The organism is Leisingera caerulea DSM 24564, assembly GCF_000473325.1.
GTDB lineage: Bacteria > Pseudomonadota > Alphaproteobacteria > Rhodobacterales > Rhodobacteraceae > Leisingera > Leisingera caerulea.
In genome coordinates this window covers 364,298-387,529 of record NZ_KI421514.1, presented here as the reverse complement: position 1 = coordinate 387,529, position 23,232 = coordinate 364,298, and the positions used below count along the sequence as shown (strand labels likewise).

The following is a 23,232-nucleotide window of genomic DNA, read 5'->3' as shown; positions in this document are numbered from 1 at the left end:
TCATCACAGGAGACACGCATGTATTTCATTTTGCTTTCGTTTGCGGCGCAGAAGGACCGTCTGGCCGAATTTCTGGAGGGCCACAAGGCCTGGCTTCAGCAGGGGTTTGAGGACGGGGTTTTCCTTGCCGCCGGGTCGATGACCGACGGCGAGGGCGGTGCAATCCTCGCTGTGGGGGAAAGCGAGGAGGCGCTGGCCGGCCGCGTCGCGCAGGACCCCTTTGTGACCGGCGGCGTCGTTGAGCCCGAAATCATTGGCGTGGCGCCGACCATGATGGATCCCCGGCTTGATTTTCTGCGGGCAGGGGAATGAGCAGTTTGTTCACCGCCCCCGACGGTTTGCCCCGCTGCGGCTGGAGCGCCTCGGCGCCGGACTTTCTGCGCTACCACGACGAGGAATGGGGCTATCCGATGGGCGACGACATCCGCCTGTTCGAGAAGGTCTGCCTGGAAAGCTTCCAGTCCGGCCTCAGCTGGCGCACCATTCTGGACAAGCGCGAGAACTTCCGCGCGGCCTTTGCCGGGTTCGATTACAACGAGGTGGCCAAGTTCGGCGCGGCGGACGTGGAGCGGCTCTTGCAGGACAAGGGCATCATCCGCCACCGCGGCAAGATCGAGGCGGTGATCAACAACGCCGCCCGCGCGCAGGAGCTGGTGGCGGAGGCGGGCTCGCTAGCGGCGTTCTTCTGGAGCTTCGAGCCCAAGCTTGAAGACCTGCCGGAACCGCAGACCACCTCAACCAGCCCGGAGTCCGTGGCGCTGTCAAAGGCGCTGAGAAAACGCGGCTGGAAATTTGTCGGCCCCACCACGGCGTTCGCTTTCATGCAGGCGATGGGGCTGATCAACGATCACGCCCGCGGCTGCATCTGCCGCGGGAAGGCCGCCACCGCGCGCGCGGCCTTCGCCGTGCCGCAGATGAAACCGGCGGCCTGACGGCCGCCCGCGCCGGGCCGCAGGGCCCGGCGCCCGACCCAACGGGAGCGGATCTGCCCCGCAGATCCGGCGACGGGCGGGAGAACCCCGCCAGCCCGACGCGGCCTCAGATCTCGATCGCCTTCATCACCTCAGGCTCGATCACGTTCACCCCGGGCAAGCCTTCGATCAGGTCCTTGGCGTCCTGCTCCAGGATCGGGAAGCTCTTGTAGTGGCAGGGAATCACTGTCTTGAAATTGAAAAAGCGTTTCGCCGCATAGGCCGCCTGCTTCATGTCCATGGTGAAATGGCCGCCTGCTGACAGGATGCCCACGTCCGGCTTGTAATAATCCCCCATCCAATCCATGTCCGCCATGATCGCAGTGTCGCCGGACAGATAGACCGTCTTGCCCTCCGCCATCAGCATGTATCCCACTTCAGAGCCGCCGGTGCGCAAGCCATCTTCGGTGCTGAAGGTGGAGCTGTGCGACGCCGGCACCATCGCAACCTGCACACCGCCCAGGTCCACCGAGCCGCCCTTGTTGAAGCCGGTGGTCTCTACCCCTTCGGTCTCGCCCCAAAGCCCCATCAGATCGTATTGCCCGATCACCGGCACGTTCAGCCTTTTGGCCAGCGGCAGCACATCGACCACGTGGTCGAAATGCGCATGGGTCAGCAGGATGTGCGTGGCCCCGGAAACCGCCGCCTCGTGCTGCTCCTCAGGCAGCACCGGATTGCCGGTCAGCCAGGGGTCCACCAGCAGCACCTGGCCGCTTGTTTCGATGCGGAACGAGCCGTGGCCCAGCCAAATGATCTTCATCTGTCATCTCCTCCCGGTTCTAATGCCCGCAGCCTAGCAGGCTGAGGCCAAAATGATATCCAGACGTGCCGGAACTGCGGGCGCCGCCGTTTTCCCGGCCGCCGCACGCCGCAGCCGGCTTGCAGCGCAGGCGGCACGGCGGTAAATGCCTATCCAACACCAGATGAGGGTTTCCATGTCGATTGACCAAAGCACCGCCGCCAAGGTGGCCAAACTGGCCCGGATCAAGGTCGAGGATGACGCGCTGCCGGCGCTGGCAGACGAGTTCAACAATATCCTGGGATTCATCGAGCAGCTGAACAAGGTGGATGTCGAGGGCGTCGAGCCGATGACCTCGGTCACTCCGCAGCGCCTCAAGCGCCGCAAGGACGAAGTCACCGACGGCAACCAGCAGGACAAGATCCTGGCCAATGCGCCGGACGCCCGCGAAGGTTTCTTCGCCGTGCCCAAAGTCGTGGAGTGAGAGACATGAGCGATCTGAACAAACTGGGCCTGGCAGAGGCCCGCGACGCGCTGCGCAAGGGCGACACCACCTCCGTCGAGCTGACCGAAGCCTGCCTCAAGGCAATTGATGCGGCTGACGCGCTGAACGCTTTCGTGCACAAGACGCCCGAGATTGCGATGGAACGCGCCAAGGCGGCGGACGACCGCATCAAGGCGGGCGATGCGCCGTCCATGTGCGGCCTGCCGGTAGGCATCAAGGATCTGTTCTGCACCAAGGGCGTGCCCTCGCAGGCGGCCTCCAGGATTCTCGAAGGCTTCAAGCCGGAGTATGAATCGACCGTTTCTCAGAAACTGGCCGATGCCGGCTCCGTGATGCTGGGCAAGCTGAACATGGATGAGTTCGCCATGGGCTCCTCCAACGAAACCTCGGTCTACGGCAACGCCGTCAGCCCCTGGCGCCGCGGCAATGACGACGCCCAACTGACCCCGGGCGGCTCCTCCGGCGGCTCCGCCTCTGCCGTGGCGGCTGACCTCTGCCTGGCGGCCACCGGCACCGATACCGGCGGCTCGATCCGCCAGCCCGCCGCCTTTACCGGCACCGTCGGCATCAAGCCGACCTACGGCCGCTGCTCGCGCTGGGGCATCGTTGCCTTCGCCTCCTCGCTGGACCAGGCCGGGCCGATGACCAAATCAGTGCGCGACGCGGCGATCATGCTGGAAACCATGTGCGGCCACGACCCCAAGGATTCGACCTCTGCCGAACTGGCAGTGCCGGACTTCGAGGCGATGCTGACCGGCGACATCCGCGGCAAGAAGATCGGTATCCCCAAGGAATACCGGATGGACGGCATGCCGGGCGAGATTGAGAAGCTGTGGTCCGACGGCGCTGAAATGCTCAAGGCCGCGGGTGCGGAGATCGTCGACATCTCGCTGCCCCACACCAAGTATGCGCTGCCCGCCTACTATGTGATCGCCCCGGCTGAGGCCTCCTCGAACCTCGCGCGCTATGATGGCGTCCGTTATGGCCGCCGCGCCACGCTGGAAGCGGGTGACGGCATCACCGAAATGTACGAGAAGACCCGCGCCGAGGGCTTCGGCCACGAAGTGCAGCGCCGTGTCATGGTCGGCACCTACGTGCTGTCGGCAGGCTTCTATGACGCCTACTATAACCGCGCCCGCAAGGTCCGCACCCTGATCAAGAAGGACTTCGAGGACGTCTTTGCCGCCGGCGTCGACGCCATCCTGACCCCGGCCACGCCGTCCGCGGCCTTTGGCCTGGGCGAGATGACCGAGGCGGATCCGGTGCAGATGTACCTGAACGACGTCTTCACAGTCACCGTGAACCTGGCGGGCCTGCCGGGTGTGGCGGTGCCTGCGGGGCTCGACAAGCAGGGTCTGCCGCTGGGTCTGCAGCTCATTGGCAAGCCGTGGGACGAGGGCGATCTGCTGAACACTGCCTATGCGCTGGAGAATGCGGCCGGCTTTGTAGCCAAGCCGCAGCAATGGTGGTAAACCTCCGCCTCAGCACTTGAGCAGAGCAGACAGGTAACCCCATGCGCGCATTCGCATCTTACGCCGCCGCAGGCAGCCTTTTGGTGATGGCTGCCTGTTCGCCCCAAGTCCCCGACAGTGCCGCAGGCATTGATGGCGATCCCTTCGCGCCGCCGCCCGCCGCGGGCACGACCATCAACGGTGATCCGCTGGTGCCGCCGGCGCGGGTGTCGACGGAACCGGTGCCGGCAGCAACAGCCCCGCGCAGCCCAGGCTCGGCAGCTGCGGCGGGCACGTTCAATACCGCCAGCACTGCCGCCAGCGGCGCGGACATCGCCCGCGAAACCGCCGCAGCGCTGGCGGCCTCCGGTACCGGCTCCGGCGCTGAGCCGCTGCAGGCAAGCCCCGCGAACCCGGCACCGCAGATGGCCGGCGATGGCCGGATTTCGGACGAGAACGACTTTCAGGCGGTCTCCGCCCGGCAGTCGATCGAGAGCGACGCCGCCCGGCTGGAGCGCCAGCGGGCGCAGTACCAGCAGGTGCAGCCGGTTGCAGTGCCGCAGCGCACGGAGGAGGCAGGCCCCAACATCGTGCGCTATGCCCTCGGCACCAGCAATCCCAAGGGCGTGCGCGTCTACAGCCGCTCCGGCATCAACCTGAAGGCCCGCAACCAGCGCAACTGCGCAGAGTTTGCCTCCCCCGACCAGGCCCAGGTCGCCTTTCTTGACGCCGGCGGGCCGGAGCGCGACCGCAAGGCTCTGGACCCGGATGGCGACGGCTATGCCTGCGGCTGGGACCCGGCACCTTACCGGCTGGCCGTCCAGAACTGATGGCCGCGGATCCGCGCGGGCCTGATCAGCCGGGTGCCCTCTGGCACCCGAGCCCGAACTTCGGGCCCCGCAGGAACGGCTTGAAGCCGTCCCTGATCGTTTTGCACTACACCGCCATGAAGGGCGCGCAGGCCGCGCTTGAGCGGCTCTGCGACCCGGCGGCGGAGGTTTCCGCCCACTATCTGATCGGCACTGACGGCACCCTGTGGCAGATGGTGGCGGAAGAACACCGCGCCTGGCACGCCGGAGCCGGCGAATGGCGGGGGCAGGCGGATATCAACTCCCGCTCCATCGGCATCGAACTCGACAACCTCGGCTCGCACCCGTTCAGCGCGCCGCAAATGGCCGCGCTGGAAGAGCTGATGCGCGGTGTGATGCAGCGCTGGAGCATCCCGGCCGCGGGTGTGATCGGGCATTCCTGCATGGCGCCGGGGCGCAAGTCCGACCCGGGCCCGCGGTTTGACTGGAACCGCCTGGCGCGGCAGGGGCTGGCGGCAGCGGCCGGCAAGGGCCAGGTGCCGCAGGACCCATCCTTTGCGGAGTTCCGCAAGGCCGCCGCTGCAGCCGGTTTCACGGCGCAAGCGGAGGATGAGGCGCTTCTGGCCGCCATCCGCCTGCGGTTCCGCCCCTGGGCGCGCGGCCCGCTGACGCTAGCGGATTTCGCCCCCCTGGGGGCTGACGCGCTTGAACCCTGATAATATGCCAGGCTCTGCCTCGCGCTCCGGGATATTTCCGGCCAGCTGAATAAAGGATCCGGTCTTCATCTGGCTGAAAATATCCTGGGGTGAATTGGCCGTGAGGCCAAGAGGGGCAATGCCCCTGAATCTGCACTATCCGCTTGACGCCGCACGCTTATGTTTCTACGCCTCCAGTCGCGCAGAAGGCTGGACGGCCGCGCGGGGCGCGCAAGCCTCCCTCGAGGAAAGTCCGGACTCCATGAAGCAACGGTGCCGGGTAACGCCCGGGCGGGGAAACCCGACGGAAAGCGCCACAGAAAACAGACCGCCCGCCGGACCGGAGGTCCGCCAAAGGAGCATCCGCGCGGGTAAGGGTGAAACGGTGGGGTAAGAGCCCACCGCGCTGCTGGCAACAGCGGCGGCACGGCAAGCCCCACCGGGAGCAATGCCAAATAGGGCCCCCGCGCGGGCAGGTCCCGGGCAACCGGGAAACCGCCGCTAGGTTCGCTTCAGCCGAGAGGGGCCGGGTTGGCAGCTTGAGCGGCGCAGCAATGCGCCGCCTAGATGAATGGCCGTCGAACCCGGGATTACGGTCCCGGGGGGACAGGATCCGGCTTACAGGCCTTCTGCGCATAAATCCCTTGGGGAATGGGGGCGAATCCTATTGACTTGGGGGCTGAGCCGGGTAAAAGCCGGGCTTCATATAGGAATTTACCGAGAGGCCCCTGCCTTTTCGGACGCAGGAGAAGCACCATGGCGAAGCCGACCACCATCAAAATCCGCCTGAACTCGAGCGCGGGCACCGGCCACTTCTATGTCACCAAGAAGAACGCACGCACCATGACCGAGAAAATGGTTGTGCGGAAGTACGACCCGGTTGTGCGCAAGCACGTCGAGTACAAGGAAGGCAAAATCAAGTAAGCCTTTCCTTCGGGATGATTTCCGGAAACGGGTCGCGCCAGGCGCGGCCCGTTTTCTTTTGCAGCTGCCCAGGCGGCATGAAAATGAATGCCTTTAATTCCCGGTAAAAGCTGTTTTGATTGTCCGCGTCTTCCTGCCGCCGCGGCATCTTCCTGCCGCAATTCTGCTCTAGGCTGACACTTGTGGGTTAATGAGCAAACGGGTGGATGAGCTGTGAAGACATTTGCGATCGCCGCGGCGCTGACAGCGGCCTCGGCACCGGTTTCAAGTTCCTTTGATACAACAGCGGCGGCAGTCCCGCTGCCGCCAGCGGTGACGGCGGTTCACCTGCATTCCGCGCCTTCAGCCCCGGTTCCGGCGGCGGAGCCCGCAGGCCGGGACCACGCTGTGATAGACAGGATCGTGGAGTTCCAGGGACGGGAACTTGCCTTGTGCCTGGTCCGGTCCGGCAGCGCAGGAATGGCAGTGCTGAGCGTGCCTGAGGACAGTGCGGTGCCCAGCCTGCCGGACATCGCCGAAGCGGATTTCCGCGGCCTGGTGACCGGGGCGTCGGGCTGCCGCCTGGAGGGTGATATCCGCGAGGTGGCGAGCAGCCGCGGCACCATTGCCATTTCCACAGGCCTGGACTGCTCCGGCGCAGGGTCCTGAATTCACGGGCCTTAAGCCGTTAACGGGCCTCAGGCGCGCCATTCCGCCATGGTCAGCACCGGCTCCATTCCCATTCCCTTCATCAGCGCGGCTGAGGCGGTGTTGAAGGGCGCATAGGTGGCCGCGATCACCGTGGCCCCGGCGTTCAGCGCGCGGGCCTGCATTGCCTCTACCAGTGCCTTGCCGACGCCCATCCGCCGCCAGGCCTCCGTGACTGAAATATGGTGCAGCATGGCGCGTGTCTCGGCCGGGCGGACCGGCAGGGCAGGGCGCTCCTGCAACTCATAGATCAGATAGCCCAGCAGGGTGCCCTGCGGGCTCTCCGCGGCCAGCGCAAAGACATCTTCCCCGCTCAGCCAGTCCTGCAGCCATTTGGCCAGACCGTCACTGCCCGGTGCCGGAATGTGGCGCTCCGGCTGATGGATGACGTGCAGCGCGTGCAGGTCCTGCAGCATCGGCACCAGGCGCTCGGCCTCTTTGGCCGGAACCTCAATAATGTTCATGGGGAATACCTTGTTTTTGTTGTTGAAATAAGAAGGGGCGGATCTTTGCGATCCGCCCCTTGCAATGCCTGAAATGGAGGTGCGCTTATTCGCGGTTGCCAAGCAGCTGGAGCAGCATCATGAACATGTTGATGAAGTCCAGATACAGGCTCAGCGCGCCCATGATTGCGGATTTCGCCAGCCACTCCTGGTCGCCCGCATGGGCCATCTGCAGGTAGTCGTTCTTGATCCGCTGGGTGTCATAGGCGGTCAGGCCCGCAAAGATCAGCACGCCGATCACCGAGATCGCAAATGCCATGGCGGAGGATGCCAGGAAGATGTTTACAATCGACGCCACGATCAGGCCGATCAGGCCCATGATCAGGAAGGCGCCCATGCCGCTGAGGTCCTTCTTGGTGGTGTAGCCCACCAGCGACAGGCCCGCAAAGGCGATAGAGGTGATCAGGAACACCTGCACGATGCTTTCGCCGGTGAAGACCAGGAAGATCGAGCTGATCGACAGGCCCATCACCGTGGCAAAGACGTAGAACAGCAGCTGCACGCCGGCTGCGGACATGCGGTTTGCGGCGGCGCCGATGCCGAACACAAAGGCCAGCGGGGCAAACATGATGACCCACTTCAGCGGCGAGGCATAAAGCGCATACCCGACGTTGGTCAGGTACTTGTCAGCGCTCAGCTGCGCCACGGCGTTTGCCGGATCGGTGGTGACAGCCAGCCCGGCGATTGCCCAGGCGGCCAGGAAGGTGATGAACGTGCCTGCCGCCATGGTGGCGTAGACTTTGTTCATATGGGCGCGAAGGCCCTCATCAATCTGCGCGGCGCGGGCGCCGGCAGCAGACCGGATGGTGTCAAACTGTGCCATTCTCAATGGTCTCCGTAATCTACTCCCTTGCTGCCCGCGCGCGAACGGAGCCGCGGCCGGCAGCTTTCCCGGTAAATATCGGGCTAACCGCCTTGCGGTTCAAGTATTTCGGACCAAGAAATACATGAAAAAAGCAAGTTAGCGGGCCGCTTTTCGGCAGCCCGCGGGAAAAGGCAGGCAGGGGCGGATTTTCCGCTCAGCGCAGCCAGTGGTCCGGCGCGCTCCAGAACCCGCGGCGGGCTTCGGCCTCGGCTTGTGACCGGGTCAGCCCGATGTCTTTGAGCGCCCGGTCATCCAGCGCTGCCAGCTGGTCCCGCTGGCGCCGGACAGACCAGAGCAGGCGCAGGCGGCTGAACAGCGAATGCTGCGGCTTACGGGCGGTGCAGCTGGCGGGGCATGAGGCTGTTGCATGGGTCATGTCGGCGGATCCTTCAGTTGAGTTTGTGATGTTTACCCTTTGGGTGATCAATGGTATTGATGAATATGGCTCCCTGTGGCATATTTTGAAAACGAATGTTTTTGATACAATGCATCAGGTGTTGTGATGGTAAGAAATCTCGATATCACCACGCTCCGCTCCTTTGCAGCGGTGGCAGACAACGGCGGCGTGACACGGGCGGCGGGGTTCCTGCATCTCACCCAGTCGGCGGTCTCCATGCAGCTGAAGCGGCTGGAGGAGCTGCTGGGCGTGGCGCTGCTGGACCGATCCGGCCGCACCATTGCGCTGACGGCAGAGGGCGAGCAGTTGCTGGGATATGCCCGCAGAATGGTGGCGCTGAACGACGAGGTGATCGGCAGGCTGACCGATCAGGCCTATGAGGGCGAGGTGCTGCTCGGGGTGCCGCATGACGTGGTGCACCCGGTGATCCCCACGGTTCTGAAACGGTTCAACCTCAGCTATCCGCGGGTGAATGTGAATCTTTGCACTTCCAACACCCGTGATCTCAAGACAGAGTTCGGGCGCGGCGCCTTTGACCTGATCCTGACCACCGAAACTGGTGCGGGTGAGGGCGGTGAAACGATCCACAGCATGCCGCTGCGCTGGGTCGGCGCGCCGGACGGGTCGGTCTGGCGGCAGCGCCCGCTGCGGCTCGGCTTCTGCCGCAACTGCAGCTTCCGTCCGGTGGCCACGGCCGCGCTGGATGAGGCGGGCATCGAATGGGAGATGGCGCTCGACAGCGATTCCGACCGGACGGTCGAGGCGACGGTCAGCGCTGATCTAGCCGTTGGCGTGCTGCTCGAGGGCACCCAGCCGGGCTATCAGGAGCTGATCGACCAGGGTTGCGGCCTGCCGGACCTGCCGATGCAGCACATCAATCTCTACGGGGCGGAGCGCGTGCGTGCGCCTTACGTCGAAGAATTGGCCGAGTTCATCCGCCAGGGCTTCCAGGGGCTGTGGGCGGCACCGTTGCGGGCTGCCGGGTGACATGCGGCATCCCCGGCACGGGGCGGATCCGGTTGCCGGGGCATTGAGCACACAGTGACCGCGGAAAAGGCGGCCGCATCTCCCGCGCCCGCAGGCCGCCCTGGCTTTGCCAGCGCGTCCCTAACGGCCTTGGGCCAGGCGAATTGGCAGATGCACCGGCGGCGGGCGGGCGCCTTCGCGCAGGCAGCTGTTCGGCCGTCAGCCCTCCCTTGCAATCAGCTGCCGGTGCCTGTGGTGATTACGACCTTGCCAGTGGATTTGCGGCTGCGCAGCAGCTCCAGCCCTTCACCAGCCTGTTCCAGCGGCAGCACGTGGCTGATGTGCGGCTTGATGCGGCCCTCACCGTGCCAGGCAAACAGCGTCTCAAAGGACCGGCGCACCGCTTCGGGACGGAATTTCATGTAGCCGCCCAGATAGAATCCGATCACCGTCAGGTTCTTCACCAGCAGGTGGTTGGCCGGGATCTGCGGCACCTCGCCGCCGGCAAAGCCCACCGGCAGCAGCCGCGCACCGGGATTGGCGGACCGGAAGGCGGCCTTCCACACGTCGCCGCCGATTGCATCGTAAACAACATCCGCGCCGCCAAGCGCCTTCACCGCACTGCGCAGGTCCTCGCCCGCGTCGATCAGGTGATCCGCCCCGGCGGCTGCGGCCACCTCCAGCTTCTCCTGGCCGCGGGCCTGGGCAATTACCGTTGCCCCCATCAGCTTGCCGATCTCGACCGCTGTCAGGCCGACACCGCCGGCAGCGCCCGTCACCAGCAATGTCTCGCCAGGCTGCAGCCGGGCGCAGTGATCCAGCGCCATATGGCTGGTGCCATAGGCGATCTGCATCGCCGCGGCATGTTCGAAACTCATTTCATCGGGGATCCGGATCAGCCGCGCGGCATCGAACACGCCCGCCTCCGCCAGCCCGCCGCAGCCGCCGAACACAGCCACCCGGTCGCCAACGGCAAATCCTTCGGTTCCCTCTCCCAGCGCCGTCACCACGCCGGCGGCCTCCAGCCCCAGGGTGAAGGGCGGTTCCGGCGTGTCCTGATAGCTGCCCTTCATCATCAGCAGATCGGCAAAGTTCAGGCCGCAGGCCCGCAGCGCAATAGCCGCTTCTCCCGGGCCTGGCTGCGGGCATCCGGTTTCCGTCAGGGCTGCCGGTCTGTCGAAGCCGGAAACTTGGTAAGCCAGCATATTTCTTCCTCACCTTTTGCGGGAATCGGGGTGATTCGAAGCGGTACACTGCCGGGCCTCCGCACCCGGGCACACCTCGCTATTTTTGGGGAGGTACGCGATCTGCAGCCGCTTGGCAATAAAACGTTTATAAAAATGATACATGAAATCATGCGGTTGAGCTTTCGGGCCCCGCCGGGGGCGACGGCAGTCTTGCAATCAACCGCAAGGGTTGTACACTTTTGCTTAGAGGTTGATCTCAGATCGCTCTGATGGGGAACCGTGTTCCGGCAAAGATTTGAAGGCGCCAGAACAGGTTATAGGAATGCAGCGGTCCGGGGTGCAGCCGGATTTTGAGACTAGGAGAAACGCATGGCTCATCCCGTTGACGTGCATGTGGGAAAGCGCATCCGCCACCGCCGGTGGCTGATCGGCATGACGCAGCAGCAGCTAGCCGAACAAGTCGGCATTAAATTCCAGCAAATTCAGAAGTATGAGACCGGTGCCAACCGGGTCAGCGCGTCGCGGTTGTGGGATATTTCCGACGCCCTCGAGGTGCCGGTGAGCTTTTTCTTCGAAGGCTTGCAGGAAGAAGGCAAGGCCCCGGCCGAAAAGACCGCCGTGCCGGAGGATCTGATGGGCGACAAGGAAGCGCTCGATCTGGTGCGGTCCTACTACGCGATCCCGGAAAACCAGCGCCGCCGCCTGTTCGAACTGGCGCGGGTGCTGAGCGACGCCGCCTGAAAGCTGGACGGGTCCTGACGGCCATTGCGGCGCAAAACCGGCTTCGCGGCGGGATTTGCGCTTGCAATAAAACCGGCCGGGTGGCACCCGTTCACGCATGACACAGGCCGCTTTTTCCGATCTCGATGTTGCGCACAGGATGGCAGACGCGGCCCGCGCTGCCATCCTGCCGCATTTCCGCACCACCTCCCTGAACACCGAAAACAAGCTGGCTGGCGGGTTTGATCCCGTCACCGTGGCCGACCGCGCGGCAGAGCAAGCAATGCGCGCCGTGCTGGCAGAGCTGCGCCCTGCGGACGGCATCCTGGGCGAGGAGTTCGGCTCAGAACCCGGCACCTCCGGCCGCACCTGGGTGCTGGACCCGATCGACGGCACCCGCGGCTTCATCAGCGGCACGCCGACCTGGGGCGTTCTGATTGCGCTGGCGGATGAAAATGGCCCGTTCCTGGGGGTGATCGACCAGCCCTACACCGGCGAGCGTTTTTGCGGCGGCCCTGAGACCGCCATGATGACCGGCCCGCTGGGCGAGAGGCCGCTGGAAACCCGCGCCACCGCCGCGCTGGAGGACGCCATCCTGTTCACCACCTTTCCGGAGGTCGGCACCGCCGAGGAGCGCGCCGGGTTCGAGCGGGTGTCTGCCCGCGCCAAGCTGACCCGTTACGGCACCGATTGCTATGCCTATGCGCTGGTGGCCGCAGGACAGGTTGATCTGGTGATTGAGGCGGGCCTCAACGCCTATGACATCCAGGCGCCGATAGCATTGATCCAGGCGGCGGGCGGCATCGTGACAGACTGGCAGGGCAACCCGGCGCATCAGGGCGGCCGTGCCTTGGCCGCCGCCAATCCACGGATTCACGCCGCTGCGCTGGAGCTGCTGCGCCAGGCCTGACAGGCTTGAAACCGGCGGAGCCTGCTTGTAATCTGCGCAACAGGCCGGTTCTTCGCCCGTTTTCCATCGGCCAATCACACATTCCACTGAAGCGGGCTGCCAAAAGGAGTGTGTGACGATGGCAGAAATCCTGATTCAAAATGCCGATACCGTCCTGACGATGGACGATGCGCGGCGGGTGCTGCACGGGGCGGATGTGCTGATCCGCGGCGGCCAAATTGCCGCGGTAGGGCAGGGGCTGGAGACCAGCGGCGAGACCGTCTCCGGCCGCGGCTGCGTGGTGACGCCCGGTCTGGTCAACACCCACCACCACCTTTACCAGAACCTCACCCGCGCAGTGCCGGGCGCGCAGGACGCGCTGCTGTTCGGCTGGCTGCAGCGGCTGTATCCGGTTTGGGCGCAGTTCACTCCTGACGAGATGTTCGTCTCTGCCCAGCTGGGCCTGGCCGAACTGGCACTGTCGGGCTGCACCCTCAGCTCCGACCACCTGTATCTCTACCCCAACGGCTCCCGGTTGGAGGACACCATCCACGCCGCCCGTGACGTGGGCCTGCGCTTCCACCCGACCCGCGGCGCGATGAGCATCGGCGAAAGCGACGGCGGCCTGCCGCCGGACAGCCTGGTCGAAGACGAACGGGCCATCCTGGACGACATGATCCGGGTGGTGGACGCCTTCCATGACCCGGCTGAAGGCTCCATGTGCCGGGTTGGCCTGGCACCTTGCTCGCCGTTCTCAGTCAGCCGGGAGCTGATGCGCGACGCCGCGCTGCTGGCCCGCGACAAGGGAGTGATGCTGCACACCCACCTGGCCGAAAACGACGAGGACATCGCCTATTCCCAGGCGCAGTTCGGCTGCCGCCCCGGCCAATACGCCGAGGAACTCGGCTGGACCGGCGATGATGTCTGGCACGCGCATTGCGTCAAGCTCGACGTGCAAGAGATTGATCTTTTTGCCAGAACCCGAACGGGAGTTGCCCATTGCCCCTGTTCCAACTGCCGCCTGGGAAGCGGTATCGCGCCGGTGCGCGCGATGCGCGACGCAGGCGTGCCGGTCGGGCTGGGGGTGGATGGCTCTGCCAGCAACGATATGGCCAGCCTCAGTGCCGAAGCACGCCAAGCCATGCTGCTGCAAAGGGTCGCCAATGGCGCGGACGCGATGAGCGCCTATGAAACCCTGGAGATCGCCACCCGCGGCGGCGCTGATGTGCTGGGCCGCCCCGACTGCGGCCGCCTCGAACCCGGCAAGCGCGCGGATATTGCGATCTGGGACGCCACCGGCATCGCCTCCAGCGGCAGCTGGGACCCGGCGGCCTTGCTGCTGGCCGGCCCCACGCAGGTCAAACACCTGTTCGTCGAGGGCAAGCAGATCATCCGCGGCGGCGAACTCACCACACTGGACCTGCCGCGCCTGATCGAGCGCCACGGCCAGCTGGCGCAACGGTTGATGCAGTAGAGGATCCGTCCTTCATCTGGCTGAAAATATCCCCGCCGGAGGCAGAGGCGCGCCAGCGCCTCTCCTAAACCCGCTTGCCGCCGATCCAGGTCTCGGCAATGGCGCGGTCATCACCCATCATGATGGTCGGGAACACCGCTTCCCAGACATCTTCGGCCCTATCGGCGCGCTGCGCAATGGCCGGGGTGGAGGCCAGGTCCAGCACCACCAGATCCGCCTCCATGCCTGCCGCGATATTGCCGATCTTCCCATCCATCCGCAGCGCCGTGGCTGATCCTTGGGTCGCCAGCCACAACAGCTGCGCCGCGTGCAGCGGCGTGCCGCGCAGCTGGCCGATCTCATAGGCCGCCGCCATCGTGCGCAGCATCGAAAAACTCGACCCGCCGCCGGTGTCGGTGGCAAGGCCGATCCGCTGCCCCTCCGCCATCAGCCCGGCCATGTCAAACAGGCCGGAGCCGATGAAGGTGTTTGACGTCGGGCAATGGATCAGCGCCGCGCCATAATCGCGCAGCCGGTGCCGCTCGCGCTCCTCCAGGTGGATGGCGTGGCCATAAAGCCCCTTGGCGCCCAGCAGGCCGAACTCCTCATAGGTGTCCAGGTAATCCCGCGCCTGCGGGAACAGCTCCCGGACCCAGGCAATCTCATCTGTCTGCTCGCTCAGGTGCGTCTGCATCAGGCATTCCGGATGCTTGCCCCACAGCGCGCCCATCGCCTCGAGCTGCTCCGGCGTCGAGGTGGGGGAGAACCGCGGGGTGATGGCGTACTCCAGGCGGTCCACTCCGTGCCAGCGTCCGATCAAAGCCTCCGAGTCGTCATAGGCCGACTGCGCCGTGTCCCGCAGCCCCTCCGGCGCGTTGCGGTCCATGCAGGTTTTGCCCGCCGCCACCCGCTGGCCGCGCGCCTGCGCCGCGGCAAAGAACGCATCGACGCTTTCGGAATGGATAGTGCAATAGCTGCAGACCGTTGTGGTGCCATGCGCCGCGGTCAGGTCCAGATAGCGCGCGGCGATTTCATCGGCATAGGCCCGGTCCGCAAACCGCATTTCCTCCGGGAAGGTATAACTGTTCAGCCAGTCGATCAGCCGCTTGCCCCAGCTGGCGATGATCGCGGTCTGCGGGTAATGCACATGGGCATCGACAAAGCCCGCCATGATCAGCTTGCCGCTGTGATCCACGGTCGCCGCCTCTGGCAGAAGCGCCTGCATTTCCGCCAGCGTGCCGGCACCCGCGATCCGCCCGTCCTGCACCGCCACCGCCTCCTGCAGCCGGGCCGCGTATTCCGGGCGCTCCCCGTCAAAAGGCGAGCCGGAGAAGGACAGAACCTGTCCCTTCAGGATGAAACCGGTGGCCATATTTCCAACCCTTTCCTTGCAAATGCACCCCGCGCAGGGTACCCGCCGCATCAGCTCCGGACAGATTATGCCATTGTCATTGTTTTCCGGTAGCGGCTTCTTCTATTTTGCAGGCAAATACTCACAAAATACTCCGGGGGCATCACATGAGCAGCGGCGACAACATCTCCGGCGACCTGTCTCAGGACGACGCCTATGACCTGGACCGCAAGCTGGTGGCCCAGATTCTGGAGGCGGTGGAGCAGGGCGACCAGCAGGCCCTGACTGAGCTGCTGGAAGGCCTGCACGCGGCTGACATCGCCGACCTTCTGGAACAGATCGAATCGGCGGAGCGGACCAGGCTGATCCGCCTCTATGACCGGGAATTCGACGGCGAAATCCTGTCGGAACTGGATGAAAGCATCCGCGAAGAGGTCATCGAAATCCTCAACCCGCTGGTCTTGGCCGATGCGGTGCGGGAGATGGAAAGCGACGATGTCGTCGATCTGCTTGAAGACCTGGAGGTGCCGCAGCAGGAAGCCATCCTGGATGCGCTTGAGGATGCCGACAGGGTCGCGGTCGAACAATCCCTGAGCTTCCCGGAAAACTCTGCCGGCCGTCTGATGCAGCGCGAGGTGGTGATGGCGCCCGAGCATTGGAATGTCGGGCAGGCCATTGATTTCATGCGCAACTCCGAGGACTTGCCGGAGCAGTTCTACCATGTGGTTCTGGTTGATCCGCGCCTCCATCCGGTTGGCAACGTCACCCTGGGCCGGATCATGGCCGCCAAGCGCGAAGTGCCGCTGACCGATCTGCTGGAGGAGACGTTTCAGGTCATTCCCGCCGATCAGGACGAGGAAGACGTGGCCTATGCATTTAATCAGTACCACCTGATCTCGGCCCCTGTGGTGGACGACGAGGGGCGGCTGGTCGGCGTGATCACCATCGACGATGCGATGATCGTGCTGGACGAGGAACACGAGGAGGACATTCTGCGCCTGGCTGGCGTCGGCGAGGAAAGCTCGCTCGCCGACCGGGTGATTGAGACCACCAAGCGCCGCTTTCCCTGGCTGGCGGTCAACCTGGTGACGGCAGTGCTGGCCTCGCTGGTCATCGCTCAATTCGAGGCGGCGATTGCCCAGATCGTGGCGCTGGCCGTGCTGATGCCGATTGTCGCCTCCATGGGCGGCAATGCGGGCACCCAGTCGCTGACGGTGGCGGTGCGCGCCATCGCCACCCGCGACCTCACAGGCTCCAACGTCTGGCGGGTGATCCGCCGCGAGGTTCTGGTGGGGCTGGTCAACGGTGTGATCTTTGCCATCGTGATGGGGCTGGTGGGCCTGGCCTGGTTTGGCTCGCCGATGCTGGGTGTGGTGATCGCCGTCGCTATGGTGGTCAATCTGGTCGTGGCGGGGCTGGCGGGCACCGTGATCCCGGTTCTATTGGAGAAGACCGGAATTGACCCGGCCCTGGCTTCCGGCGCCTTTGTAACCACGGTGACCGACGTGGTGGGCTTCTTCGCCTTCCTGGGCCTGGCCGCCGCCGTACTGCTGTAGGAGACCGCTATGACGGATCTGACCGAAATCAAGGCCGCCGCCCGCAAGGCCGCCTTTGCCCGCCGCAAGGAGGCGCATGCCCGCAACATTCCCGGCGCTGCGGGCCACCTGTCGGAGGTGCTGGCCGGCTACCGGGGCGTGCCGCTGTCAGGTTTCTTGCCAATCCGCACCGAGATTGACCCGGTGCCTGCCATGGCAGAGGCCGCAGCACACGGGCCCGTCGGCGTGCCGGTGATCATGGGCGCGGGCAAGCCGCTGAAGTTCAGCCGCTGGCAGCCCGACGGCCCGCTGCGTGACGGCCCGTTCGGCGCCATGGTGCCGGAGGTTGACGATTTCTTTGAACCGGAAATCCTGGTGGTGCCGCTGGTTGCCTTTGATGCCACTGGCGGGCGGCTGGGCTATGGCGGCGGCTTTTACGACCGCACGCTGGAACTGCTGCGCGGCAAGCGGGCGACGCTGGCGATCGGCTTTGCCTTTGACGCGCAAGAGGCCGAAGACCTGCCGCTGGAACCCACCGACCAGCCGCTCGACATGATCGTGACCGAAAGCCGCATTTTGCAGTTCAAACGCTGACGCCGGCCCCCGGCAGCCAGGATTTTTCTGAAAAATCTTGGCAAAACTTTTCAGAAAAGTTTTGCGCGCCCGCCGCGGGACTTGTCCTGGCGGGCGCATCCGCGTACCACGCCGCAATGCGAATTCTGTTTCTAGGCGATGTGATGGGCCGCGCCGGGCGCCGTGCCGTCACCGAAAATCTGCGGCGGCTGCGGCAGGAGTGGCGGCTCGATTTTGTCGTGGTGAACGGCGAAAACGCCTCCAACGGCATGGGGCTGAGCGGCGAGCACGCCAAGCTGCTGCTGGACGCCGGCGTCGACTGCCTGACACTGGGCGATCATGCCTTCGACCAGAAGGACATGCTGCAGTTCATCGAGAAGGAACAGCGCATCATCCGGCCGCTGAACTTTGCCAAGGGCGCGCCGGGCCGCGGCTTCCGGCTGTTCAATGCGCCGGGCGGGCGCAAGGTGCTGGTGGTGCAGGTGCTGGGGCAGGTGTTCATGAAACGCGCCTTTGACGACCCCTTCGGCGCGGTGGAGGCTGTGCTGAAAGCGCATCCGCGCGGCGGGCTGGCGCAGGCGGTCATTGTCGACATGCATTGCGAGGCGACCTCAGAGAAGATGGCAATGGGCCATTTCTGCAACGGCCGCGCGTCGCTGGTTGCAGGCACCCATACCCATGTGCCGACCGCCGATGCGCAGATCCTGTCCGAAGGCACCGGCTATCTGACCGACGCGGGCATGTGCGGCGATTACAACTCGGTCATTGGCATGGACAAGGCCGAACCGATGCGCCGCTTCCTGACCGGCATGCCGAAAACGCGCTTTACCCCGGCAAACGGCGAAGCGACCCTGTCCGGCGTGTTTGTGGAAACCGACGACCGCACCGGCGCTGCGAAACAGATTCGGATGGTGCGCAATGGCGGGCTGCTGCAGGAATCGGCGCTCTGACCGGCGGCCGCATGTCCTCTTGCGCTGCCTGAGGCGGAAAGTTCGGCCGGAATGGCAGCGAATTGCTGCCAATTTTCCTGATTGGCACCGGATCAGCCCCAGCGGGTGCGGTAATTCTTGCCCCGCCAAAAAGTTTCAGGGAAACTGCGCGATGGCACAGCGCTGTCCCGCGCGCTAAACCCGCCTTAATCAATATGGGCATAGTCACGGCACATGCAGTTTTTCCAACTTGGTGACACCGGCAGCGCGGTCCTGGCGCTTGCAATTGTCCTGGCCATGTTCTTGGCGTTCCTGCGGGAAACCTACCCGACAGAGGTTGTGGCGCTGACCGGCGTGGCGGCGATGCTGGCCACCGGCATTCTCCCCTACAGCGAGGCGCTGCCGGTGCTGGCAAACCCGGCGCCCTGGACCATTGCGGCGATGTTTATCATCATGGGCGCCCTGGTGCGGACAGGCGCCCTCGACGCCTTCACCCAGATTGCCAAGAAGCAGGCGGAGGTGAACCCCAGGCTCGCCGTGGCCTTGCTGATGGCCTTTGTGGTGTCCGCCTCGGCCGTGGTGTCCAATACGCCGGTGGTGGTGGTGATGATCCCGGTGTTCATCCAGATCGCACGGACGTTGAAGGTTTCGGCCTCCAAGATGCTGATCCCGCTGAGTTATGCCGCAATCCTGGGCGGGACGCTGACCCTGATCGGCACCTCGACCAACCTTCTGGTGGATGGTGTTGCCCGGGCGCAGGGCTTGAAACCCTTCACCATCTTCGAGGTCACCCCGCTGGGGCTGATCCTGATCGTCTACGGCATGGTCTACCTGCGCTTCATCGCGCCGCGGCTGCTGCCGGAACGCGACAGCATGGCGGCGATGCTGAGCGACAAGTCGAAAATGAAGTTCTTCACCGAGGCGGTAATCCCGCCGGAAAGCAACCTGATCGGCCGCGAAGTCACCGGCGTGCAGTTGTTCAAGCGCCCGGGCGTGCGGCTGATCGACGTGATCCGCGGCGACGATTCCTTGCGCCGCAACCTCAAAGGCGTCGAGCTGCAGGTCGGCGACCGCGTTGTTTTGCGCACAAGGATGACCGAACTTTTGAGCCTGCAAAGCAACAAGGAGCTGAAGCGGGTCGATCAGGTCTCCGCGGTGGAGACCCATACCGTCGAAGTGCTGATCACCCCCGGCTGCCGCATGGTGGGACGTTCGCTTGGCGCCATGCGTCTGCGCCGCCGCTATGGTGTATATACGCTGGCGGTGCACCGGCGGAACCAGAATATCGGCGTGCAGCTTGATGATCTGGTGGTGCGGATCGGCGACACGCTGCTGCTGGAGGGCGCCCCCGCCGACATCCAGCGTCTGGCGGCCGACATGGACCTGGCCGATGTCTCGCAGCCGACCCAGCGCGCTTACCGCCGCAGCCATGCGCCGATTGCGGTTGTGGCGCTGTTCGGCATCGTTGTGCTGGCGGCCTTTGGCGTAGCGCCGATCCTGATGCTGTCGGTGATGTCGGTATCACTGGTTTTTGTGACCCGCTGCATCGACGCGGATGAGGCGTTTTCCTTTGTGGACGGCCGGCTTCTGGCACTGATTTTCTCTATGCTGGCGATTGGTGCGGCGCTGGAAAGCTCCGGTGCTGTCAGCCTGATCGTCAACGCCATTGCGCCAGCCCTGTCGATGCTGCCGCCGTTCCTGCTGGTCTGGGCGGTTTACCTGCTCACGTCGGTGCTGACGGAGCTGGTCTCCAACAATGCTGTCGCGGTGGTCGTCACCCCGATCGCCATTGGACTGGCGCAGGCCATGGGCGTGGATCCGCGGCCGCTGGTGGTGGCGGTGATGGTGGCGGCCTCGGCCTCCTTTGCCACCCCGATCGGCTATCAGACCAATACGCTGGTCTACGGCCCCGGCGGCTACAAGTTCACCGATTTCCTGCGCGTCGGCATCCCGCTGAACCTGACTGTCGGCATGCTGGCTTCGCTGATCATTCCCTTCATGTGGCCGCTCTGATCAGCGCAAAAGGGACTGAAAGCGGCGGACACCCGCCGGACGTGCAGGTCTTTACGGGAAATTAGCGGCGCCCACCCCATATGGAACAGAGTAAGAGTCCAAAGGGGGTAAAGATGGAGACGAGGAGAATATTTCTGTTTGTTGTGCTGGCTGGTTCGACGGCCATCGCGCTGGCGTCGCAGGTTTGGGCGCCCGATGCCGGTCAGGCGGTTCTGGCTGCATCGCAGGCCGCAAAACCCTTCTGACGGGCTCTGGCCGACCTTCTGAGCAAACGTTCTCCGCCGCCGGCTACAGCGGCCAGAAGACCAGAATGGCCGGGATCGACACCGCGATGACCAGCACCTCCAGCGGCAGGCCCATGCGCCAGTAATCGCCAAAGCGATAGCCGCCAGGCCCCAGCACCAGCGTGTTGTTCTTGTGCCCGATGGGGGTCAGGAACGCCGCGGACGCCGCAACCGCTACCGCCATCAGGAACGGATCCGGAGAGACCCCCAGGGTGTTTGCCATCTCGATCGCCACAGGGGCCGCGACAATCGCCGTGGCGGTGTTGTTCAGCACATCCGACAGCGTCATGGTGACCACCATCAGCACCGCCAGCACCGCCCAGGCCGGCAGCCCCGCCGTCAGCCCGTTCAGCGCATTGGCAATCAGCGCGGTGCCGCCAGAGGAATCCAGCGCCGCCCCCAGCGGGATCATCGAGCCGAGCAAAACCACCACCGGCCACTCAACATGGTCATAGATCTCTGCCACCGGCAGGATCTTCAGCAGCACATAGCCCACAGCGACCAAACCCAGCGCAACCGGCAGATACAGCAGCCCAACCGAGGCCGCGACCACTGCCGCGGCAAACAGCCCGATCGCGGCCCAGGTCTTGTCATTGGCAGTCACCGACAGGCCGCGCGCGGCCAGCGGCAGGCAGCCCAGCCAATCAGCGACATCGGCGCTGCGCCCGCGCGGACACAAAAGCAGCAGGATATCCCCCGCCTCGATCTTGGTCTGGCGGATGTGGTGAGTGATCCGGCGGCCTTGGCGGGCAATCCCCAGCAGCACTGCGCTTTGCCGCCAGGACAGCCCGATGGCCTGGGCGCTGCGGCCGCGGATGCGCGCGGTCTCGGGCACTACCAGCTCCAGCAGCTCCAGCCCTTCACCCGCCGCGGTCAGCTTCTCCTGACGGGCGGCATCTGCAAAATCCAGCTTCAGCGCGCTGCGGAATTCATCCAGCGCTTCCGGCTCGGCCTCTATCACCAGCGCGTCGCCCTCCCGCAGAATGGCAGCGACAGAGCGCCCGTAGCGCCGCTTGCCGTCCCGGATCAGCCCGAGAATGGCGACATCCGCCTTCTCAGCCTCTTCTTCCAGCTCCCCCAGCCGCTTGCCGATGAGATCGGACTCCTCGCCCACCGTCAGCTCGGCGATATAAGGCGCCAGCTGCGCCTCCGAGGCGCCGGCCGCGTTCTCCCGCGCCGGGATCAGCCGCCAGCCGATCAGCGCCACAAATGCCAAGCCCGCCAGCGCCGCCGCACCGCCCACCGGGGCAAAATCGAACATCCGGAACGGCTCGCCCAGGGTTTCCTCGCGGATCGCAGCGATTATGATGTTGGGTGGGGTGCCGATCAGTGTCGCCATGCCGCCCAGGATGGTGGCAAAGGACAGGGGCATCAGGCTCAGCCCCGGGGCGCGGCCCGCCTTGCGGGCAGTCTGAATATCCACCGGCATCAGCAGCGCCAGCGCTGCCACATTGTTCATAAAGGCCGACAGCACAGCGCCGACCCCGCCCATCAGCGCGATGTGGGCGCCCAGGCCGCGGGCGCTGTCCACCAGCGTCCGGGTGATCAAGAACACCGCGCCCGACCGCACCAGCCCGGCCGAGACGATCAGCACCAGCGCCACCACCAGCGTTGCCGGGTGCCCGAAACCGGCAAACGCCTCGCCCGCGGGCACCACCCCCAGCACCACGCCTGCCATCAGCGCGGCAAAGGCCACCAGGTCGTATCGCCAGCGCCCCCACAGAAGCAGGCCAAAGACGGCGGCAAAAAGGGCAAATAAAACACTTTGATCGAATGTCATACCGCCACCTTAGCCGCTCAAAACCGCGGAACAAGGACCAAGACTGGGCGGCAGCGCTTGAAAGCGGGCCGCGCCCAAGGCTATATGAGCGCCAATTCAGATATTCAGCAGCAAGGATGCACCATGGCAGGCCATTCAAAATGGGCTAACATTCAGCACCGCAAGGGCCGTCAGGACGCGGCGCGGTCAAAACTGTTTTCCAAGCTGGCCAAGGAGATCACCGTGGCCGCCAAAATGGGCGACCCTGATCCCGACAAGAACCCGCGCCTGCGCCTGGCCGTGAAGGAAGCCAAAAGCCAGTCCGTCCCCAAGGACGTGATTGAGCGCGCGATCAAGAAGGCCGTTGGCGGCGACGCCGAAAACTACGACGAAATCCGCTATGAGGGCTATGGCCCCAATGGCGTTGCGGTGATCGTCGAGGCGATGACCGACAACAAGAACCGCACCGCCTCCAACGTGCGCTCCACCTTCTCCAAGAACGGCGGCAACCTGGGCGAAACCGGGTCCGTGGGCTTCATGTTCGACCGCAAGGGCGAAGTGACCTATCCGGCCTCTGTCGGCGATGCCGACACCGTGATGATGGCAGCCATCGAAGCCGGGGCCGAGGATGTCGAAAGCTCCGAGGACGGCCACATCATCTATTGCGCCGACACTGATCTGAACGATGTTTCCAACGCTCTGGAAGCGGAGCTGGGCGAATCCGAGTCGACCAAGCTGGTCTGGAAGCCGACCACCACCACCGAGCTGGACCTGGAAGGCATGCAGAAGCTGATGAAGCTGGTCGATGCGCTGGAGGACGACGACGACGTGCAGCGCGTCACCACCAACTTCGAAGCCACCGACGAGGTCATGGCGCAGCTCTGACCCGCCCCGGACCGGACATGCAAAGGCCCGCCTTCCGGCGGGCCTTTTTCTTTGCTGATGATACCTCTCTGGGCCGCTGCGGCCTCTCGGCTGCATCTTTCGGGGCCCTGACACCCCGGACAGAGGCCGAAGTCCGGGAGGC

26 protein-coding genes and 1 other RNA gene are annotated in these 23,232 nt (G+C 64.8%); 19 read left to right on the top strand and 8 right to left on the bottom strand.

The features are described from left to right. The first annotated feature begins 18 nt into the window (after positions 1-18). Both CAER_RS0126480 and CAER_RS0126475 read left to right on the top strand, forming a co-directional pair. Positions 19-312, top strand: a complete 294-nt coding sequence (locus CAER_RS0126480; RefSeq protein ID WP_027238204.1) for a YciI family protein — start codon at positions 19-21, stop codon at positions 310-312. Continuing rightward, complete coding sequence (locus tag CAER_RS0126475) at positions 309-932, top strand: DNA-3-methyladenine glycosylase I (protein WP_027238203.1); 624 nt, start codon at positions 309-311, stop codon at positions 930-932. The genes CAER_RS0126480 and CAER_RS0126475 overlap by 4 nt, the downstream gene beginning before the upstream one ends. A gap of 106 nt (positions 933-1,038) precedes the next feature. Here CAER_RS0126475 and CAER_RS0126470 read toward each other — a convergent pair whose 3' ends face one another. Then, the gene (locus CAER_RS0126470; protein ID WP_027238202.1) at positions 1,039-1,731 is read right to left on the bottom strand and encodes a metal-dependent hydrolase; all 693 of its coding nucleotides are present in this window, start codon (positions 1,729-1,731) and stop codon (positions 1,039-1,041) included. Positions 1,732-1,906: 175 nt separating this feature from the next. On the opposite strand from CAER_RS0126470, the gene gatC reads away from it, so the two are divergent. The 6 genes from gatC (at position 1,907) to rpmG (ending at position 6,094) form a co-directional block, all read left to right on the top strand. Continuing rightward, positions 1,907-2,194, top strand: a complete 288-nt coding sequence (gene gatC / locus CAER_RS0126465; RefSeq protein ID WP_027238201.1) for an Asp-tRNA(Asn)/Glu-tRNA(Gln) amidotransferase subunit GatC — start codon at positions 1,907-1,909, stop codon at positions 2,192-2,194. Between the two features lie 5 nt (positions 2,195-2,199). Continuing rightward, complete coding sequence (gene gatA, locus CAER_RS0126460) at positions 2,200-3,687, top strand: Asp-tRNA(Asn)/Glu-tRNA(Gln) amidotransferase subunit GatA (RefSeq protein ID WP_027238200.1); 1,488 nt, start codon at positions 2,200-2,202, stop codon at positions 3,685-3,687. 41 nt (positions 3,688-3,728) lie between these two features. Beyond that, entirely contained in the window at positions 3,729-4,496 is a 768-nt protein-coding gene (locus tag CAER_RS0126455; protein ID WP_027238199.1) for an excalibur calcium-binding domain-containing protein, read from the top strand. Next, positions 4,496-5,191, top strand: coding sequence for an N-acetylmuramoyl-L-alanine amidase (locus CAER_RS0126450; RefSeq protein ID WP_027238198.1), 696 nt, complete (start codon positions 4,496-4,498; stop codon positions 5,189-5,191). The genes CAER_RS0126455 and CAER_RS0126450 overlap by 1 nt, the downstream gene beginning before the upstream one ends. A 181-nt stretch (positions 5,192-5,372) precedes the next feature. After that, an RNA gene (gene rnpB, locus CAER_RS29020) (RNase P RNA component class A) lies at positions 5,373-5,807 on the top strand. A gap of 119 nt (positions 5,808-5,926) precedes the next feature. Beyond that, the gene (gene rpmG / locus CAER_RS0126445) at positions 5,927-6,094 is read left to right on the top strand and encodes a 50S ribosomal protein L33 (RefSeq protein ID WP_008554190.1); all 168 of its coding nucleotides are present in this window, start codon (positions 5,927-5,929) and stop codon (positions 6,092-6,094) included. Here the strand turns inward: rpmG and CAER_RS29945 are convergent. Further along, positions 6,087-6,242: a hypothetical protein gene (locus CAER_RS29945; protein WP_154667868.1), complete on the bottom strand. Its 156-nt coding sequence runs from the start codon at positions 6,240-6,242 to the stop codon at positions 6,087-6,089. The two genes, rpmG and CAER_RS29945, sit on opposite strands and share 8 nt — an antisense overlap. 65 nt (positions 6,243-6,307) lie before the next feature. Between CAER_RS29945 and CAER_RS0126435 the strand changes: the two genes are divergently transcribed. After that, positions 6,308-6,742, top strand: coding sequence for a hypothetical protein (locus CAER_RS0126435; protein WP_027238197.1), 435 nt, complete (start codon positions 6,308-6,310; stop codon positions 6,740-6,742). 29 nt (positions 6,743-6,771) lie between these two features. Here the strand turns inward: CAER_RS0126435 and CAER_RS0126430 are convergent, their stop codons facing one another. The 3 genes from CAER_RS0126430 to CAER_RS0126420 all read right to left on the bottom strand — a co-directional run bounded on the left by CAER_RS0126430 (position 6,772) and on the right by CAER_RS0126420 (position 8,525). Beyond that, positions 6,772-7,245: a GNAT family N-acetyltransferase gene (locus tag CAER_RS0126430; RefSeq protein ID WP_027238196.1), complete on the bottom strand. Its 474-nt coding sequence runs from the start codon at positions 7,243-7,245 to the stop codon at positions 6,772-6,774. Positions 7,246-7,330: 85 nt separating this feature from the next. Continuing rightward, on the bottom strand, positions 7,331-8,107 hold the full coding sequence (locus CAER_RS0126425) for a Bax inhibitor-1/YccA family protein (RefSeq protein ID WP_027238195.1): 777 nt from the start codon (positions 8,105-8,107) through the stop codon (positions 7,331-7,333). A 196-nt stretch (positions 8,108-8,303) separates the two neighbouring features. After that, the gene (locus CAER_RS0126420) at positions 8,304-8,525 is read right to left on the bottom strand and encodes a DUF1127 domain-containing protein (protein WP_027238194.1); all 222 of its coding nucleotides are present in this window, start codon (positions 8,523-8,525) and stop codon (positions 8,304-8,306) included. A gap of 126 nt (positions 8,526-8,651) precedes the next feature. Here CAER_RS0126420 and CAER_RS0126410 point away from each other — a divergent pair, with 126 nt between their 5' ends. Then, positions 8,652-9,533 (top strand): LysR family transcriptional regulator, encoded by an 882-nt coding sequence (locus CAER_RS0126410; RefSeq protein WP_027238193.1) that lies wholly within the window; start codon positions 8,652-8,654, stop codon positions 9,531-9,533. A 215-nt stretch (positions 9,534-9,748) separates the two neighbouring features. On the opposite strand, the gene CAER_RS0126405 is transcribed toward CAER_RS0126410, so the two are convergent. Beyond that, on the bottom strand, positions 9,749-10,717 hold the full coding sequence (locus tag CAER_RS0126405) for an NADPH:quinone oxidoreductase family protein (RefSeq protein WP_027238192.1): 969 nt from the start codon (positions 10,715-10,717) through the stop codon (positions 9,749-9,751). 351 nt (positions 10,718-11,068) lie between these two features. Between CAER_RS0126405 and CAER_RS0126400 the strand changes: the two genes are divergently transcribed. The 3 genes from CAER_RS0126400 (at position 11,069) to CAER_RS0126390 (ending at position 13,782) form a co-directional block, all read left to right on the top strand. Further along, positions 11,069-11,440, top strand: a complete 372-nt coding sequence (locus CAER_RS0126400; RefSeq protein ID WP_027238191.1) for a helix-turn-helix domain-containing protein — start codon at positions 11,069-11,071, stop codon at positions 11,438-11,440. Between the two features lie 97 nt (positions 11,441-11,537). Beyond that, entirely contained in the window at positions 11,538-12,329 is a 792-nt protein-coding gene (hisN, locus tag CAER_RS0126395; RefSeq protein ID WP_027238190.1) for a histidinol-phosphatase, read from the top strand. A gap of 118 nt (positions 12,330-12,447) precedes the next feature. After that, a complete protein-coding gene (locus tag CAER_RS0126390) occupies positions 12,448-13,782 on the top strand; it encodes an 8-oxoguanine deaminase (RefSeq protein WP_027238189.1) in 1,335 nt (444 codons plus the stop codon). A gap of 64 nt (positions 13,783-13,846) precedes the next feature. Here the strand turns inward: CAER_RS0126390 and guaD are convergent, their stop codons facing one another. Next, complete coding sequence (gene guaD / locus CAER_RS0126385; protein ID WP_027238188.1) at positions 13,847-15,133, bottom strand: guanine deaminase; 1,287 nt, start codon at positions 15,131-15,133, stop codon at positions 13,847-13,849. A gap of 146 nt (positions 15,134-15,279) precedes the next feature. Between guaD and mgtE the strand changes: the two genes are divergently transcribed. The 5 genes from mgtE (at position 15,280) to CAER_RS30380 (ending at position 20,407) form a co-directional block, all read left to right on the top strand. Beyond that, positions 15,280-16,668: a magnesium transporter gene (gene mgtE, locus CAER_RS0126380; RefSeq protein ID WP_027238187.1), complete on the top strand. Its 1,389-nt coding sequence runs from the start codon at positions 15,280-15,282 to the stop codon at positions 16,666-16,668. A 9-nt stretch (positions 16,669-16,677) separates the two neighbouring features. Next, a complete protein-coding gene (locus CAER_RS0126375; RefSeq protein WP_027238186.1) occupies positions 16,678-17,241 on the top strand; it encodes a 5-formyltetrahydrofolate cyclo-ligase in 564 nt (187 codons plus the stop codon). Between the two features lie 116 nt (positions 17,242-17,357). Beyond that, positions 17,358-18,170 carry a TIGR00282 family metallophosphoesterase gene (locus CAER_RS0126370; RefSeq protein WP_027238185.1) on the top strand — a complete coding sequence of 271 codons (813 nt, stop codon included), beginning with the start codon at positions 17,358-17,360 and terminating at the stop codon, positions 18,168-18,170. Positions 18,171-18,383: 213 nt separating this feature from the next. Beyond that, a complete protein-coding gene (locus CAER_RS0126365; RefSeq protein WP_027238184.1) occupies positions 18,384-20,162 on the top strand; it encodes an SLC13 family permease in 1,779 nt (592 codons plus the stop codon). 80 nt (positions 20,163-20,242) lie between these two features. After that, positions 20,243-20,407 (top strand): hypothetical protein, encoded by a 165-nt coding sequence (locus CAER_RS30380; RefSeq protein ID WP_209320226.1) that lies wholly within the window; start codon positions 20,243-20,245, stop codon positions 20,405-20,407. Positions 20,408-20,450: 43 nt separating this feature from the next. On the opposite strand, the gene CAER_RS0126355 is transcribed toward CAER_RS30380, so the two are convergent. Next, a complete protein-coding gene (locus tag CAER_RS0126355) occupies positions 20,451-22,226 on the bottom strand; it encodes an SLC13 family permease (RefSeq protein WP_027238183.1) in 1,776 nt (591 codons plus the stop codon). 123 nt (positions 22,227-22,349) lie between these two features. Here CAER_RS0126355 and CAER_RS0126350 point away from each other — a divergent pair, with 123 nt between their 5' ends. After that, a complete protein-coding gene (locus CAER_RS0126350; RefSeq protein WP_027238182.1) occupies positions 22,350-23,090 on the top strand; it encodes a YebC/PmpR family DNA-binding transcriptional regulator in 741 nt (246 codons plus the stop codon). Positions 23,091-23,232: the final 142 nt, after the last annotated feature.